Origin of the sequence: Rhodococcus sp. B50, assembly GCF_013602415.1 — a bacterium.
In the GTDB taxonomy this organism is placed as follows: Bacteria; Actinomycetota; Actinomycetes; order Mycobacteriales; family Mycobacteriaceae; genus Rhodococcus.
The window spans coordinates 1,102,297-1,119,054 of the sequence record NZ_WPAG02000002.1; the positions used below are offsets into that span (position 1 = coordinate 1,102,297).

The 16,758-nt window shown below is 68.5% G+C and carries 16 protein-coding genes; 11 read left to right on the top strand and 5 right to left on the bottom strand.

What is annotated here, in order from left to right; all coding sequences use genetic code 11:
* Positions 1–15: 15 nt before the first annotated feature.
* The 5 genes from GON09_RS05440 to GON09_RS05460 all read right to left on the bottom strand — a co-directional run bounded on the left by GON09_RS05440 (position 16) and on the right by GON09_RS05460 (position 5,825).
* On the bottom strand, positions 16–810 hold the full coding sequence (locus GON09_RS05440) for an alpha/beta fold hydrolase (protein WP_213930929.1): 795 nt from the start codon (positions 808–810) through the stop codon (positions 16–18).
* The gene (locus tag GON09_RS05445; RefSeq protein ID WP_213930930.1) at positions 807–1,736 is read right to left on the bottom strand and encodes a VOC family protein; all 930 of its coding nucleotides are present in this window, start codon (positions 1,734–1,736) and stop codon (positions 807–809) included. The genes GON09_RS05440 and GON09_RS05445 overlap by 4 nt, the downstream gene beginning before the upstream one ends.
* 87 nt (positions 1,737–1,823) lie before the next feature.
* The gene (locus GON09_RS05450; RefSeq protein WP_213934295.1) at positions 1,824–3,275 is read right to left on the bottom strand and encodes an aldehyde dehydrogenase; all 1,452 of its coding nucleotides are present in this window, start codon (positions 3,273–3,275) and stop codon (positions 1,824–1,826) included.
* Between the two features lie 62 nt (positions 3,276–3,337).
* On the bottom strand, positions 3,338–4,714 hold the full coding sequence (locus tag GON09_RS05455; RefSeq protein WP_213930931.1) for an MFS transporter: 1,377 nt from the start codon (positions 4,712–4,714) through the stop codon (positions 3,338–3,340).
* 232 nt (positions 4,715–4,946) lie between these two features.
* On the bottom strand, positions 4,947–5,825 hold the full coding sequence (locus GON09_RS05460) for a LysR family transcriptional regulator (protein WP_213930932.1): 879 nt from the start codon (positions 5,823–5,825) through the stop codon (positions 4,947–4,949).
* Between the two features lie 186 nt (positions 5,826–6,011).
* Between GON09_RS05460 and GON09_RS05465 the strand changes: the two genes are divergently transcribed.
* The 11 genes from GON09_RS05465 (at position 6,012) to GON09_RS05515 (ending at position 16,746) form a co-directional block, all read left to right on the top strand.
* Positions 6,012–7,331: an MFS transporter gene (locus GON09_RS05465; protein ID WP_244865888.1), complete on the top strand. Its 1,320-nt coding sequence runs from the start codon at positions 6,012–6,014 to the stop codon at positions 7,329–7,331.
* 16 nt (positions 7,332–7,347) lie between these two features.
* The gene (locus GON09_RS05470; protein ID WP_213930933.1) at positions 7,348–9,051 is read left to right on the top strand and encodes an acyl-CoA dehydrogenase family protein; all 1,704 of its coding nucleotides are present in this window, start codon (positions 7,348–7,350) and stop codon (positions 9,049–9,051) included.
* Positions 9,051–10,229, top strand: coding sequence for a CaiB/BaiF CoA transferase family protein (locus GON09_RS05475; protein WP_213930934.1), 1,179 nt, complete (start codon positions 9,051–9,053; stop codon positions 10,227–10,229). The genes GON09_RS05470 and GON09_RS05475 overlap by 1 nt, the downstream gene beginning before the upstream one ends.
* A 253-nt stretch (positions 10,230–10,482) precedes the next feature.
* A complete protein-coding gene (locus tag GON09_RS05480) occupies positions 10,483–10,785 on the top strand; it encodes an urease subunit gamma (protein WP_213930935.1) in 303 nt (100 codons plus the stop codon).
* A 13-nt stretch (positions 10,786–10,798) separates the two neighbouring features.
* A complete protein-coding gene (ureB, locus tag GON09_RS05485; protein WP_213930936.1) occupies positions 10,799–11,128 on the top strand; it encodes an urease subunit beta in 330 nt (109 codons plus the stop codon).
* Positions 11,129–11,132: 4 nt separating this feature from the next.
* Positions 11,133–12,833, top strand: coding sequence for an urease subunit alpha (locus GON09_RS05490; RefSeq protein ID WP_213930937.1), 1,701 nt, complete (start codon positions 11,133–11,135; stop codon positions 12,831–12,833).
* A complete protein-coding gene (locus tag GON09_RS05495; RefSeq protein WP_213930938.1) occupies positions 12,833–13,528 on the top strand; it encodes an urease accessory protein UreF in 696 nt (231 codons plus the stop codon). The genes GON09_RS05490 and GON09_RS05495 overlap by 1 nt, the downstream gene beginning before the upstream one ends.
* Complete coding sequence (gene ureG, locus GON09_RS05500; RefSeq protein ID WP_213930939.1) at positions 13,521–14,261, top strand: urease accessory protein UreG; 741 nt, start codon at positions 13,521–13,523, stop codon at positions 14,259–14,261. Before GON09_RS05495 ends, ureG begins: the two co-directional genes overlap by 8 nt.
* 2 nt (positions 14,262–14,263) lie before the next feature.
* Entirely contained in the window at positions 14,264–14,995 is a 732-nt protein-coding gene (locus tag GON09_RS05505) for an urease accessory protein UreD (RefSeq protein WP_213930940.1), read from the top strand.
* Positions 14,982–15,917 (top strand): energy-coupling factor ABC transporter permease, encoded by a 936-nt coding sequence (locus tag GON09_RS05510; RefSeq protein ID WP_213930941.1) that lies wholly within the window; start codon positions 14,982–14,984, stop codon positions 15,915–15,917. Before GON09_RS05505 ends, GON09_RS05510 begins: the two co-directional genes overlap by 14 nt.
* Before the next feature lie 124 nt (positions 15,918–16,041).
* Positions 16,042–16,746 carry a DUF899 domain-containing protein gene (locus GON09_RS05515; RefSeq protein ID WP_213930942.1) on the top strand — a complete coding sequence of 235 codons (705 nt, stop codon included), beginning with the start codon at positions 16,042–16,044 and terminating at the stop codon, positions 16,744–16,746.
* The last annotated feature ends 12 nt before the right edge of the window (positions 16,747–16,758 follow it).

The window sequence follows — 16,758 nt, forward strand, 5'->3', positions numbered from 1 at the left end:
TCGATGCGGGTGGGGTCAGACGTGCGCGGGGGTGTGTTCGCGCAGGCGTTCGGTGATGTGGACGAAGGATTCGGTCCACGCGTTGAAGGCGTCGGGGCGTTCCTGGTTGGCGAGGTGCCCTGCGCCGCGGAGGGTCACGAATACCGCGCCGGGGATGCCGCCGGCGAGTACTTGACTCGCGGGGACACCGGTGACGGTGTCGGCGTCCCCGCACAACACGAGAGTGGGGACGTCGATGTTCGCGAGGTCGCCGGTGTGGTCGGTCGCGGCCATCGACTCGGCGGCGTGGCCGTAGCCGGGTAGCCGGACCGAGCCGGCCATGATGTCGGTTACGCGGTCGACGAGGTCGTCGGGTGCCTCGGGTGAGAGCAGACGTGGTGCGCGCCGCGCAGCGAAGTCGGCGGGGCCGTTCGCTGCGAGGTCGGCGGCCCGGGAGCGCATCGCCGAGGCGGTGTCGGCGTCCGTGCCCGAACCGGCGTGGGTGTCTCCGAGGATCAGGCTGCGCACGAGGCCCGGGTGGCGCAGGGCCAGCCGGGTCGCGACGACGCCTCCCCACGACATGCCGAGGACATGGGCGCCGTCGTCGCCGCAGTGTGCGCGGATGACGTCGGCGGCGGCGTCGGCGTAGTCGTCGAGGTCGAACGGGCGGTCGGGATCGTCGCTGCGGGCGTAACCGGGCGCGTCCCAGGCCAGGATGCGCAGGGAGTCACCGAGACCGGAGAACTGTGGGGAGAAGCTGTCGGAGCTGCCGCCGATGCCGTGCAGCATCAGCACGGCCGGTCCGGTGCCGTAGTCGGCGACGTGGATCATGATGCCTGCCCGAGGTCGTAGCGTTCGAAGGCACCGGGGTCGGGGATGCCGGCCATGTGCTCACGCACCTGACGCGAGGGTGGTCCGGCGGTGCCCCAGAGGTCGGACAGTTCCGGGACGCGGCGCCACACCCGGCACAGCCAGCGGTCCTCGTCGACCTGTGCGATGCCGGAGGTGTACTCGCACACCAGACCGGCGGGGTCGGCGAAATAGGAGAAGGTGTTGTCGCCGGGCCCGTGCTTGCCCGGTCCCCACAGGGGCAGTTGCCCGTGGTGGCGCAGCCGGCCGATGCCGCGCATGAAGTGATCCACGGTGGGCATCTCGTAGGCGACGTGGTTGACCGACGCCCACTGCGCCTGGTTGAAGGCGATGCTGTGGTGATCGGAGTTGCAGCGCAGGAACGCCATCTGGTGTTCGGACCAGTCGGAGACGCGCATGCCGAGGACGTCGCAGTAGAAGCGGACGGCGGCGTCGATGTCGACGGTGTTGAGCACCACGTGGGTGACACCGACCGGGACGGCGTCCTCGCGACCGAGGGCGGGAACGGCGAGGGTGTCGGCGACGAGCTCGAGTATGCGTCCCTCGGGATCGACGATGCGCAGTCCGTATCCCCCACCGACGTCGTCCAAGGGCGCGGGGCCGAAGACGACGGGGATGTCCCAGGCGGTGACGCGCCGGGCGGCTTCGTCGACCTCGGCGGGCGTGGAAACCGCGAAGCTGATGCGGCCCAGTCCGTTCCGGTCGGCCTGGGTGAGCTGTAGGGCGTGGTGCTGGTCGCCGGTGCCGCGCAGCCAGGCCCCCTCGCGGCCCTGTTCGACGACGCGCAGGCCCCAGACCTGGGAGTAGAAATCGGTGGATTCGGCGGCGGCGTGCGTGCGCAGCTCGACGGAGCGTAGGCGCCGCAGTCGGGCGATCGGTTGGTTCATGACGATCCCTCCAATGTCTTACAGGTCACTATCTTACCGCTAAGATATTTGAGTGTACAGAGCCGATTCCGGCCGCATGGCCGGGGATCAGTCGGCCCAGGCGTCGGGGCCATCGTCGAGCCCGAAATACACGCTCTTGCACCGCGAATAGGCGGCGATGCCGTCGCGGCCCTTCTCGACGCCGAGACCGCTCTCCTTCACCCCACCGAACGGGGTGGAGATGCTGAAGCGTTTGTAGGTGTTGATCCACACCGTGCCGGCGTCGAGGCGCCGCGCGAGCCGCCACGCACGGCGGTAGTCGCGGGTCCAGATCCCGGCGGCCAAGCCGAACACCGAATCGTTCGCCTGTGCGAGGAGGTCGTCCACGCCATCGAACGGCAGGGCCACGAGGACGGGGCCGAAGATCTCCTCGCGGCACACACGGGTGTCGTTGGTCAGCCCCTCGATGATCGTCGGCAGGTAATACGCGCCCTCCGCGAGGACGGGATCGTCCGGGGCCGCTCCCCCGCACAGGACGCGTCCACCTTCGCGGCGGGCAAGATCGACATACGAGGCGACGGAGTCGCGGTGGGCGTGGTGCACGAGCGGCCCGACCTGGGTGCGCGGATCGCGGCCGTTGCCGATGCGCAGGGCGCGGGTGCGTTCGACCAGCCGCGCGACGAACGGTGCGTAGAGTGCTCGGTCGACGAACAGGCGCGAACCCGCGATGCAACTCTGCCCGCTCGACGAGAAGATCCCGTACATCACGCCCGCGACGGCCTGGTCGATGTCGGCGTCGTCGAGCACGATCGTCGGCGACTTGCCACCGAGTTCGAGCGACACGGGCATGAGCTTCTCGGCCGCGGCATGGGCGATCGCGCGACCGGTGCACGTGCCACCGGTGAAGGTGACCTTACCGATGCCCGGGTGCTGCACGATCGCATCGCCGACGATCGAGCCCTTGCCGGGCAGCACCGACAGCAATCCGGCGGGCAGACCGCTGTCGTCGATGATCCGCCCCAGCTCGAGCGACACGAGCGGCGTCCACTCGGCCGGCTTGAGGACGACGGCGTTACCGGCGGCGAGAGCGGGTGCGATCTTCTGGGCGTCGCTCGCGATCGGTGAGTTCCAGGGGGCGATCGCCCCGATGACGCCGATCGGTTCGTGGACGCTCATCGACAGGTAGTTGCCGCGCGGGACGGTCAGGTCGTCGTCGCCGGATTCGAGGACAGCCGCGAAGTACCGGAAGGTTCCCGCGGCGCTGCCGACGAGGGCAGTGGTCTCGGTGAGCGTCTTACCGGTGTTGTAGCTCTGAAGCAGCGCGAGTCGCGCCGAGTTCGCTTCGATGCCGTCGGCGATGCGGTGCAGGTAGCGGGCGCGTTGGTGCGGGAGCAGTCCGCGCCAGGCCGGATCCTCGGAGGCGGCCAGGCCGGCCGCGACGGCATCGTCGACGTCGGTGGCGACGGCCTGGTGCACGGTCTGCAGGACGCGGCCGGTGGCGGGGTCGGTGACCTCGAAGACCGGGCCGGCGGCACGGCGCCGTCTGCCGGCGACGAGCATCTCGTCGGGGACGGGCACGAAGTCGAGGTCGGTGTCCGTGGAGGCGGGATGGAGTGCGGTGGTCACTGGGAGATCTCCTCGAGGGTCTTCTCACGGGTTTCGGTCGCGAACAGGCCCACGACGATCGCACCGACGAGGGCGACGAGTCCGAACAGGCCGAAGACCAAGGTCAGGGTGCCGCCGGCATCGAGGATTCCGCCGAGGACGAGCGGGCCGACGATGATGCCGAGGCGGCCGGCGCCGCCGCCGATCGCGCAGCCGATGGCGCGCATCCGGGTCGGGTACAACTCGGCGGTGTAGACGTACAGGGCCATGTTCACAGCGAAGACGAACAGTGCCGCGCCGGCCGACCACAGCAGTACCGTCACGGCCGATCCGGTGCCGGTGCCGGCGAGCAGGAACAGCAGTGCCGCACACAGAACCATCGACGACGTGATGCACACGCGACGGCCGAGATTGTCGATGAGGAACGCGACGATCAGGCAGCCGACGAGACCTGCGACGGTAGTGAAGATCGAGTAGTGCAGCGCGGTGTCGACGCTGACCTCGAAGACGGTGCGGTAGAGGGTGGGCAGCCACGAGGCGATGCCGTAATTCACGAAGTAGGCGCTGCCCCAGATCGCGGCGAGCATGAGGGTGCGGCGCAGGTACACACCCTGGAATGCCTCGATGAAGCGGCCGCGGGAAGTGTCGACGGCGACGGCGGTGACGATCGGGCGGGGTTCGGGCAGTTCACCGTGGCGACCGGCGATCTCGGTCTCGATCCGTCGCATCGCGGCGTCGGCGTCGGCGAGGCGTCCGCGGGCGGCGAGCCAGCGCGGTGACTCGGGCAGCCGGAACAGGGCCGGCAGCAGCAGGATCGGCAGGGCACCGAGGGCGAACAGGATCTGGTAGCCGAATCGCGGGACCACCCAGGCGGAGACGATCGCGGACGCGACGAGGCCGATGGGGAAGATCACCTCGTAGAGCAGGACGAAGCGTCCGCGCTTGTGAGCCTTGGTGATCTCGCCGATGTAGGTCGCGGCGACGGGGACCTCGGCCCCGAGTCCGATGCCCTGGACGAAGCGGAAGACCAGGAAGAGCATCAGCGAGTCGGTGAACGCCATTCCCAGGCTCATCACGGCGTACAGCGCGAGCGAGACGATGATGACGTTGAGGCGGCCCATGCGGTCGGCGAGCCAGCCGCCGCCCAGAGCGCCGACGAGCATGCCGATGCCGCCGATCGCGATCACCCACGCGACCGAGGCGGGGGTGAGATTCCATTTGGGGATCAGGACGGGAAGCGAGTACGCGATCATCAGCTGGTCGAAGCCGTCGAAGAAGGTCACGGCGCCGACGGCGACCCGCGCCTTGATGTGCCACCGGCTCATCGGCAGCCGTTCGAGGCGCGCACTGATCATTTCCGCACTACTGGACATGGTGGTCGATACCGGTGTCATGGGGTCCTCGGTTTCGTGTTCCAGTTACTTAAGCCCTCAATGGCTTACCACTAAGATGTAACCTGCAGCACTCGACATCCGTCAACCGTTGACTTTTCATTCCGCGTGAATTATGCGGATGCAGACACCGTCGGGTCACCTCCCTCCGTTCGAGCGTCGGGACCCTGAAGGGCGCTTCCCACCTTGGCACGTCCGGTCCGCCCCGAGGGCACATACGGTGACGCGGAACCGGTCAGTTCGCGTGGGCTCGCAGCACATCCACCACTCGGCGAACCGCCGGTGCCGGGTTGTCGCGGCGCCACGCGAGCGCGATGGGCAGCACCGGACTGTTCCGGAGCGGGACGTACCGCACCCCCGCCACAGTGATGTCCGTAGTCGATGCGACGACGACGGCGACCCCGACCCCCGCTCCGACGAGAGCCAGCAAGCTGTACGGATCCGGGGCCTCACGGGCGATCACCGGGGTGAAACCGGCGGAGTGGCACACCGCGAAGGTCATCTCCCGCACGCTCGAACCGTGAGCGGCCGGATAGACCACGAACCGCTCACCGGCAAGGTCGGCGACGTCGAGTCCCTCCCGCGTCGCCAATCGATGGTCGGCCGGTACCGCCACCATGAGCGATTCGTGCCGAACCGTCTCGGTGGCAATGTCCTGCGGCACGGGAAGGCCCACGATCCCCATGTCGAGCAGTCCCTGCGAGACGAGATCGAGCACTTCTCCCGTGTAGGTCTGCGGACGCAGATCCAGCTCGATTCCCGGATAGCGATCCTCGAGCAACCGGGTCAGCCGGGAAATCACGGTGTACCCGCTCGCGCCGCCGAAGCCGACGCTCACCACACCGGTCGCACCTGCGGCAGTCGAACGTACCGCGGTCCGCGCGACCTCGACTTGCGCGGCGATCACGCGCGCGGGCCCGAGCAGCGCCTCGCCCGCCGCCGTGAGCTGCACGGAGCGGGTGGTGCGAGCGAACAACTCGGCTCCCAGTTCGCGTTCGAGGGCACGAATCGTCTGACTCAGCGGCGACTGGGCGATGTGCAGCCGTTCCGCCGCGCGCCCGAAGTGCAGTTCCTCGGCCACCGCGAGAAACGCCTGAAACTGCCGAAGTTCCACGCCCAACCTCGATTTTGTCGAAGTATCTACATAATCATGCTCGATTAGGTCTTGGACTTTACACGGTTGTGCCGGTGATAGTGATCCACGACTCATTCATCCGCGGACCGAGTCCGCCTGAGACGCCCTCGGAAGTGCAGCGTGAATACTCCTTCAGAGCACACCGCGACCCCGTCCCCACGCCCGATGCACGACACCCGGGCAGCGCGTCGCGCGGGTGTGACCGCCTTCGTCGGCACCACCATCGAATGGTTCGACTTCTACATCTACGGCACCGCGTCCGCCCTCGTGCTCGGGGCCCTGTTCTTCCCCGACGCCTCCCCCGCCGTCGGCACGCTCGCCGCCTTCGCGACATTCGCCGTCGGTTTCATCGCCCGGCCTCTCGGCGGGATCGTCTTCGGCCACTTCGGCGACCGCTTCGGACGGAAGAACGCGGTCATCATCACCCTCGCGCTCATGGGCGCCGGCACCGTCGGCGTGGGCCTGCTGCCCACCTACGACCAGATCGGGATCTGGGCGCCCATCCTTCTCGTCCTCCTGCGAGTGCTGCAAGGCATCGCGATGGGCGGCGAATGGGGCGGAGCAGTCCTCATCGCCACCGAGTTCGCCCCACCCGGCAAGAAGGTTCTCTACGGCGCGTTCGCCCAGCAGGGTTCGCCGGTGGGCAATCTCCTTGCCACTCTCGCCTTCCTCGGACTCACCGCGATGTCCGATGCCACCTTCGAAGGCTGGGGCTGGCGCATTCCGTTCCTCGCATCCGCCGCTCTGGTGATCGTCGCCCTCTACATCCGCGTGCGGATCCAGGAAACGCCGGAGATGCGCGTGGCCGCGGCCGCCCAGGAACGCACGAAACTTCCGCTCGTCGAGGTCCTGCGCTCCCACCCTGCCTCGTTGCTACTCGGCGTCGGTGCCGTGGTGGCGGGCGTGGCGATCACCTATGTCAAGACGACCTTCGCCCTCGCCTGGGCCACCACCGATCTCGGGTTCACCCGATCGGACTTCCTGCTCGTCATCACCCTCGCCCTGGTCGCGCAGGTGATCGTCCAACCCTTCGGCGCGGTCCTCGCGACCAGGATGGACGCACCGCGGGCCGTGCTGTGGATGCTCGTCCCCGAACTCATCGTTCTCCCGCTGATGTTCGTGCTGATCCGCACCGGCTCGCTCACCTGGGCGATCATCGGCATGGTGCTCGCCACCGCGCCGCACGCGATGTACTACTCGGCGCTCGCCGGCATCCTCGCCCAAGTCTTCCCCACCCACGTGCGCTACACCGGTATCTCGTTGTCGTACCAGATCTCCACGGCGATCTTCGCCGGCACCGCGCCGATGGCGAGCCAGTTCCTCCTCAACCGCACCGATTCGATCTGGCCGGTCGTCGGACTCGGGATCGGATATGTGCTGCTCTCCTTGGTCTGCATGACCGCCCTGCTCAAACACGCACCGATCACCACCGAGCCCGACGAACGACTCACCGCCGCCGCCCGGACGACGGCCGACGCCTCCTGACACCGAACGGACGATCATGAACTACGCCCACACCGACCCGTCCCTGCATGCGGTACTCGACCGCTGGATCTCCGACACCGACCGCCCCCTGACCGACCGCCTTCTCGAGCGCCTGGGTGCCGATGCCGCCGACCGTCTCGATGCGCTCGCGGCCACGGCGAACGCCCATCCGCCGGTGCTGCACCAGTACGACCCCGACGGCGAGCGTATCGACCGCATCGAGTACCACCCCGCCTATCTCGAACTGTGCCGCGCCGTCTACAGCGAGTACGGCCTCTCGGCACTGTCACACCGCCCGATCCACGGCTGGACGGACACACCCCCGCATCTCGTCAAGTACCTGGCGTCGTATCTGTTCGTGCAGGCCGAATTCGGCCTCGCCTGCCCGGTGTCGATGACCGACGCAGCCGCGCGGACCCTGCGGTTGTTCGGTGACCCCGAGGTGTTCGGGCCGTGGATCGACGGCCTGACCTCCACCGATCCAGGCGCCGCCCTGACGGGCGCGATGTTCATGACCGAGACCCAGGCGGGCACCGACATCGCGAAGACCGAGACGCGTGCCGAATTCGACGGAACCGTATGGCGATTGACCGGACGCAAGTGGTTCGCCTCCAACCCGGATGCCGATGTCGTGATCACCCTCGCGCGCTTCCCCGGCGGCGATGAGAACTCGACCCGCGGGGTGGGAATGTTCATGCTGCCCAAGCGACTTCCCGACGGCAGCCGGAATTCGTACACGATCGACCGGCTCAAGGACAAGCTCGGCACCCGCTCGATGCCCAGTGGTGAGGTCACCCTGCACGGCGCCTACGCCCTGCCGGTCGGCGACCTCGAACGCGGATTCCGGCAGATGACGGAGATGCTCAACACCTCCCGCCTGTCGAACGCGATGCGCTCGAGCGCCCTGATACGCCGCGCCGTGCGCGACGCAGTCACCCACACCAAGGAACGGGAGGTCTTCGGCAAGTCATTGTTCGATCAACCGCTCATGCGCGCCACCCTGCTGCCGCTGTTGCTGGACGCCGAAGCCGCTCTCGCGCTCGTCGCCTACAGCGGCGCGACCCTCGACCGCGCCGACCACGGTGACGAGCAGGCCCGCAGTGTCGTCCGAATCCTCACACCCGTCGCCAAGCATTACATCTGCAAGCGCGCCCGCACCGTCACCGGTGAGGCGATGGAGATCCGGGGTGGCTGCGGCTACATCGAGGACCGTGCGTTCGCCCGCCTCGTCCGCGACTCGCATCTCGGATCGATCTGGGAGGGTTCGAGCAACGTCATCGCGCTCGACGTGCTGCGGTCGATGCGCAAGAGCGGCGCGCACCGTGTCCTCGCCGACGCCCAACGCGACCTGCTCGACGCGGCGCACCCGGAGTGCGCCCCGGCCGTCGCGGCACTACGGGAACGATGGGATGCGCTCGAGGCGCGTGGAGAAGACCTGCTCGCCGGTGGCGATGCGCACGCCCAGATCCGGTGCGCCACCTACACCGACGATCTCGCACGGACCGTGATGGCCACTCTGCTCGTGGACCTGGCATCACACCGAATCGAGCGCGGTCTCGGTCACCGCTCACTGCTCGTCGCCCATGCCTACCTCGACCGTCTCGCCGACGAACCCAATGCGGCCGCTCTCGACCACCTGGCTGCGATCGCCGACGGCACCGACGTCGCCCCGTCCGTCGCCGCCGCTGCGGCACCGACCGCACCGACAGGAGCACGATGATGACTGCGAACCCCGCTACCGGCCCCGCCCCGCTCGCCGGCATCAAGGTCCTCGACCTGTCGAAGATCCTCGCCGGACCGTACGCGACCATGTCGTTCGCCGACCTCGGCGCCGATGTCACCAAGGTCGAACACCCCGACGGCGGCGACCCCACTCGGATGTGGGGGCCACCCTTCGTCGGCGACGACGCAACCTACTATCTCGCGGTCAACCGCGGCAAGAAGTCGGCGACCATCGATCTCAAATCCGCGGAAGGGCAGCGGATCGTGCACCGCATGCTCGCCGACGCCGACGTCGTGGTCGAGAACTTCAAGCCCGGCAGCGGGCTGCAGAAGATCTTCGACTACCGTGCCCTGTCCGAACAGCATCCACACCTGATCGTGTTGCACATCTCCGCGTTCGGTGACGAAGGTCCGCTGGCCGACCAGCCCGGCTACGACATGGTCGCCCAGGCCGCCGGCGGTCTGATGTCGCTGACCGGGGAACCGAACGGCGCGCCGATGAAGGCCGGCTACGCGATGGGCGATCTCGGTGCAGCCCTGTTCGGGGTGATCGGGGTGCTCGCCGCGCTGGTCGAACGCGCTCGCACCGGCCGCGGCCAGTACGTCACCACGTCGCTGTTCGAATGCCAGCTGGCGATGCACGTCAACTGGGCGACCAACTACTTCGCCACCCGGGAGCGACCGTACGCCCTGGGGTCGGCGCACCCCAATCTCGCGCCCTACCAGGCGTATCCGGCGAGCGATGGCCACTTCGTCGTCGCGGTCGGGAACGACGGATTGTGGGAGAAGCTGTGCGCGGCACTGGGACGGCCCGAGCTTGCGACCGATGCGCGGTTCCTCCGCAACCGCGATCGCATCGAGCATCGCAGCGAACTCGACGAGGTCCTCACCGAGGCATTCGCCATCGGGACGGTCGAACATTGGTGCCGGGTCCTCGAGGGACACGGCGTGCCGGTCTCCCCCATCCGGCATCTCGACGAGATCTACAGCGACCCGCACACCGCCGCGATCGGCATGGTCGGCACCGTCGACCATGCGTCGGGTCCGCTCGAACAGATCGCCTTCCCGGTCAATTTCGGTGGGCAGCGACCGCCGCTGCGGTCGGCACCGCCGCTGCACGGAGAACACACCGGCGAGATCCTCGCGGGATATCAGGAGGTCTCCCTTCCGTCCTAGCGACGAGCGTCTCGAATATCGCTGACCTACGGCCGTTTCCGATCGATCGGGAACGGCCGTAGGACTGGTCGGCCATGAACGGCGGTGGCGGCCTCCCACTGCGGGTGTTGCCGGGGTCACGCAGTGCGGCAGCACTTCTGAGGCCGACGCGTCCGGATTTCTCCGCGATACGCGGGGGTAACGTCGGCGAAACAAGAGCCGCGCATGATCGGCATCGATTGCACGACCGCCGACTCGCACGAAAGAACGACATATGCAGCTGACTCCCGCCGACACCGAGAAACTCCTTCTGGCCGTCGCCGGCATGGTGGCGCGCGACCGGCGGGACCGCGGCATCCGACTGAACTATCCCGAAGCCGTTGCCCTGTTGTCCACCTGGGTGATCGAACGGGCGCGCGAAGGCGCCGACGTCGCCGACCTCATGGTGAAGGGCCGCGAGGTCCTCGCCCGCGACGAGGTCATGGACGGTGTCGCCGAGATGCTGACCGACGTGCAGGTCGAGGCCACTTTCCCGGACGGACGCAAGCTCGTCACGATCCACCACCCGATTTCCTGAAAGGAGCTCCGACATGGCATCCGGACCGACTTCGGGACCCGGAGCGATTCGCGTCGCCGAGGGCTCCCTCACCCTCAACGCGGACCGCTCCGACGACGAGCGCATCACCCTGGTCTTCCTCAACACCGGTGACCGTCCCATCCAGATCGGCTCGCACATCCACCTGCCGGACGCGAACGCGGCCCTCGAATTCGACCGCGAACGCGCGCAGGGCTTCCGTCTGGACATCCCGTCGGGGACCTCGCAGCGCTTCGAACCCGGCAGCAGCCGCGAACTGGACGCCGTCGCCCTCCGCGGGCGACGCGTCGTGCCCGGCATCCGAGTGCGGAAGCAGGAGGACTGAGAACATGGAGATCACACGCGCCGAGTACGCGGCACTGTACGGACCGACGGTCGGCGACCAGGTACGCCTGGGCGACACCGACCTGTGGATCCAGATCGAGAAGGACCGCACCTTCGGCGGAGAGGAAGCCGTCTTCGGTGGCGGCAAGTCCATCCGCGAATCGATGGCCCAGGGCGTGACGACCCGGGCCGAAGGTGCTCCCGACACCGTCATCACGAACGTGATCGTGCTGGACTGGTGGGGAATCGTGCGCTCCGACGTCGGTATCCGCGACGGTCGCATCGTCGCTCTCGGCCGCGCCGGCAACCCGGACATCGCCGACGGCGTGCACCCGAAGCTGCAGATCGGCCCGTCCACCGACGTCATCTCCGGTGAAGGGCGCATCCTCACCGCGGGCGCGTTCGACTCGCACGTGCACCTGCTGTCGCCGTCGCAGATCGTCGAGGCACTCGCCACCGGCATCACCACGATCGCCGGCGGCGGAACCGGTCCGTCCGAAGGATCGAAGGCCACCACCGTCACGCCGGGCCCGTGGCATCTGATGCAGATGCACCGCGCGCTCGACGTGCTGCCGGTGAACGTGCTGCTGCTCGGGAAGGGCAACACCGTCTCCGACGAGGGGCTGCGCGAGCAGGCCCTGGCCGGTGCCGCCGGGTACAAGGTGCACGAGGACTGGGGCTCGACACCGGCCGCCATCGATGCGGCGTTGCGCGCGGCCGACGAGCACGGACTGCAGGTTGCGCTGCATTCGGACTCGCTCAACGAGGCGGGCTTCGTGGAGAGCACCCTCGCCGCGATCGGCGGGCGCTCGATCCACGCCTTCCACGTCGAAGGCGCAGGCGGCGGGCACGCCCCGGACATCCTGAGCATCGCCGCGTTGCCGCACATCATCCCGGGCTCGACGAACCCGACGTTGCCGCACACGATCAACACCGTCGACGAGCACCTCGATATGCTGATGGTCTGCCATCACCTCAACCCGGCCGTCCCGGAGGACCTCGCGTTCGCCGAGTCCCGTATCCGGGCCACCACCATCGCGGCCGAGGACATCCTGCACGACATGGGCGCGCTGTCGATCACCTCGTCCGACGCCCAGGCGATGGGCCGCATCGGCGAGGTCATCACCCGCACCTGGCAGGTCGCGCACGTGATGAAGAACCGGCGCGGGGCGCTCGGCGGCGGCATGCCCGCCGACAACGAACGGGCCCGCCGCTACGTCGCGAAGTACACGATCAACCCCGCGATCGCGCACGGCGTCGACCACGAACTCGGTTCGATCGAGGAGGGCAAGCTCGCCGACCTCGTGCTGTGGGATCCGAAGTTCTTCGGGATCCGGCCGTTGCTGGTCATCAAGGGTGGATCGATCGCCTGGGCGGCGCTCGGCGACCCGAACGCGTCGATCCCGACGCCGCAGCCGGTGCTGCAGCGACCCGCATTCGGTGATGCGCTCGCCTCGCACACGTCGGTGTCGTTCGTCTCACCCGCCGCCCTCGACGACGGGCTCGAGGAACGACTCGGATTGCGCCGGAAGCTGTTGCCGTTGCACCCCACTCGGCACATCGGCAAGGCCGACATGAAACAGAACGACGTGCTGCCGCACATCGAGATCCGTCCCGACACCTTCGACATCGACATCGACGGCGAACGGGTCGTTCCGGCGCCGGCCACCGAACTGCCGCTCGCGCAGCTGTATTCGATGTTCTGATGTTGCCCGGCACTCTCTCCCCCACCACGGTGCTGCTCCTCCTCGCGGACGGGCGCGCACCGGTCGGCGGGAACGTCAACTCGGGTGGGCTCGAACCCGCGCTCCAGGGTGGGATGTCGCCGACCGAGGTGCGTCGCTTTCTCGTCGCACGGTTGCGCACCTCGGCGGCGGTCGAGGCCGGTGTCGCCGTGGTGACCCGGCACGCGGTGGACTCCGATGCCGGAGCCGTCCTGGCATTGCGGATCGACGAGATCGAGGACCACTGGGCGGCGCGCACTCCGGGTCCGGCCCAGCGCGATGCGTCCCGGTTGCTGGCCCGCGGCTATCTGCGACTGGCTCGGAACCTGTGGCCCTCCACCGTTCTCGACGATCTCGACGCCCGAACCCCGCGGCCCTCGCGGGGGCTGGTCGTCGGAGCCATCGCGGCGCTCGCTCACATCCCGACGATCGACACCGTCCGGCTGGTGCTGTACGAGGAGGCGCAGGCGATCGTCGCGGCGTTCCTCAAACTGCACCCCACCGACCCGGCCACCGGTTCGCGATGGGCGCTCGAGGCCTGCGCCCATCTCGAACCCCTCATCGCCGAGCTGTCTGCTCTCACCGATCCAGCGGACATCCCGGCCACCGGTGGTCCCCAGACCGAACTGTGGGCCGAGGCCCACGCATCCGCTCCAGAAAGGCTGTTCCGTGCCTGAACACACCACCAACCGTTCGCTCCGTCTCGGCGTCGCCGGGCCCGTCGGCACGGGCAAGAGCTCGCTGATCGCGACCATCTGCCGCACTCTCGCGTCCGAACTGCAGCTCGGTGTGATCACCAACGACATCTACACCGACGAGGACGCCCGCTTCCTCCGCTCGGCCGGCGTGCTCGATCCCGAGCGCATCCGCGCGGTGGAGACCGGTGCGTGCCCGCACACCGCGATCCGCGACGACGTGACCATGAACCTGCTGGCCGTCGAGGATCTCGAGCGCGACTTCGCGCCGCTCGACGTGGTGCTGGTGGAGAGCGGCGGCGACAACCTCACCGCGACGTTCTCCCCCGCGCTCGTCGATGCGCAGATCTTCGTGCTCGACGTCGCCGGTGGTGGCGACGTCGCCCGCAAGGGCGGTCCCGGCATCAGCCGCGCCGACCTGCTCGTGGTGAACAAGACCGATCTGTCCCCCTACGTGGGTGTCGACGTGCCGCAGATGGTCGCCGACGCCGAGAAGGCCCGCGAGGGCGGACCGGTGCTGGCGCTGTCCCGGACCGACGCCGCATCCGTGCAGGCGCTCGGCGACTGGGTCCGCGAGATGCTGGCAGCCCACCGCGCCGGGTCGCACACCCCGGTCGATCCCGGCCCGATGGCTCCGCACTTCCACGCCGACGACGACCACGATCACGATCACGATCACGGGCACAGCCACACCGTCGCACACACGCACGACTGATCATGTCCCGCACCACGATCCGCATCGACCGTGCTCCGGGCCGGGCACGCCTGACCCTGCGGGCGGGCATGCTCGTCCCCCGCACGGTCGAGGTCGGTCCGGACCACGCGCGTGTCGCCCTCGTCGCCGCCGGCGCGTTGTTGCTCGGTGGTGACTCGGTGACCGTCGACGTCCACGTCGACGCCGGGTGCACACTCGAACTGCAGGACATCGGTGGCACCGTCGCCTACGACGCCGACAACCGGCTGTCCCGGTGGGACGTGCGGATCACCGTCGCCGAGGGCGGCACCCTCGTCTGGGACACCTACCCGTTCGTGATCTCCACCGGTGCGCGCGTGCACCGCGACACCCGGATCGAACTCGCCTCCGAGGCCGCCGCGAGCATGCGGGAGACCCTTGTCCTCGGGCGCCACGGAGAAACCGGGGGTGCGATCCGCAGCCGTACCTCGGTCACTCTCGATCGTCGTCCCCTCTTCGTCGAGGAGTTGTACGCGCACGGCGCGTTCCCCGAACCGGGGATCTTCGGTTCCGCGCGGGTGCACGACGTCGTCGCAACCTACGGACGACGCATCGAGGGCGACAGTGTCGTCCAGCTCGAAGGGCCCGGCAGCCTGCTGCGGTTCCTCGGCACCCACGCCCACTCCTCGCCGCTCGAGTCGACCTGGCGCTCCTGGCGCTCCACACACGTTCACCCGTCCACCCTCGAAGGGAGTCTCACCCATGCACGTCCCTGACCATTTCCTCCCCATGAGCGTCACCGCGCCCACCGCGGCGATCGCAACCGGTGCGGTCGTCCTCGCCGCCACCGCCGGGCGCCCGCGCATCACGACCCGAGACACTCTTCTCGCCGGCACCACTGCAGCGATGATCTTCGGCGCCCAGATGGTCAACTACCCCATCGCCGGCAGCATCAGCGGCCACCTCATCGGCGGCGCGCTCGCGACCGCGCTCCTCGGGCCTCGACTCGCGCTTCTCGCGATGACCGCGGTGGTCGGCGTGCAGGCATTGCTGTTCGGAGACGGCGGCATCAACGCCCTCGGGGTGAACGTGCTGCTGATGGCGGTGCTGCCCGTCCTCGTCACCGCCGCCGTCCGCACCGGCGCCGAGCGGTTCGGACTCGGGAAGCTGACGCGGACCACCGCCGCCGTCAGCGCCGGTCTGTCCGTGCCGGTGAGCGCCGCGGTTCTCGGCGTCGCGTACTCGGCGACCGTCGGAACCGGCACCGTAGCAGCATTCATCGGCGATCTGACCGCGGTCCATCTGGCCATCGGCCTCGGTGAAGCCCTCATCACCGCTGCCGTGCTGAGCGCCGTGATGGCGTTCGCGCCCGGCGTCGCCGCATGGGACGCGCGATCCTCCATCACCCCCGTTGCCGTTCGGCGTGGTCTCGCAGCGATCGGCGGTCTGGGCGTGATCAGCGCCTGCGCGTTGGCTCTCGTCGCGTCCGGCAGCCCGGACGGTCTCGAGCACATCGTCGGCGCCTATTCGCTGCCGGTCGGTGACACCACCTTCGCCGGTCTTCCCGGCCTCGCCGACTACGGCACCCTCAGCGGCACCGAATTCCTGGCGGCACTGGCGGGACTCGCCGCGACCGCGGTGATCGGCGCCGCTCTCGCTGCGATGGGCCGCCGTACCCCGGTCCGCCAGGGCGCGTAACGGTCACGGCACGCGCCTCATCGAGCCCCTCGGTCGGAACACCTCCGATCGCCGGGCTCGATGAGTTTCGGGCCTGCCCCCGGTCAACACTCGTGAACGGATCCGTCCGACTTCGGGAGACGTCATGACCCAGCAGACCACCCGCGCCCTTCCTCCGATCGTCGACGAACAGACCTGGAGGTCGACTCTCGCCGATCTGCGGCGACGAGAGAAGGCCGCCACTCGCGAACTCGACGCCATCGCAGCGCAACGCCGCCGACTGCCGATGGTCGAACTGCCCGACTACACACTGATCGGCGCCGACGGCCCGAGCCGGCTCGTCGATGTGTTCCAGGACCGCTCGCAACTCATCACCTATCACCACATGTGGTCCGACGGCGCCGAATGGCAGTGCGGTGGATGCACGAGCCTGACGACGCAGTGGACTCGGCTCGGAATTCTCGACAACTACGACGCCCGCATGGTCATCGTCACCAACGGACCGATCGACGAAGCCCTGGCCTACAAGGCGAAGGTGGGCAACACGATGGAGTGGTACTCGTCGTCGGAGAGTTCGTTCGGCGCCGACGTCGACGCACCTCCCGGCGGAGGGTTCGCAGTCAACGTCTTCCTGCGCGACGGCGACAAGGTCTACCGCACCTGGCACACCACCGGCCGAGGCACCGAACAGCTCGGCTACACCTTCGCGCTGATCGACATCCTTCCGTGGGGCCGTCAGGAGGAATGGCAGGACTCGCCCGAAGGATGGCCGCAGTCGCCGACCTATTCGGGGTGGCTCGATTCACCCGACGTGGCACGCCTCTACGGTCCGGGCACCGGCGCGCAGTGAGGGCCGGGTGAC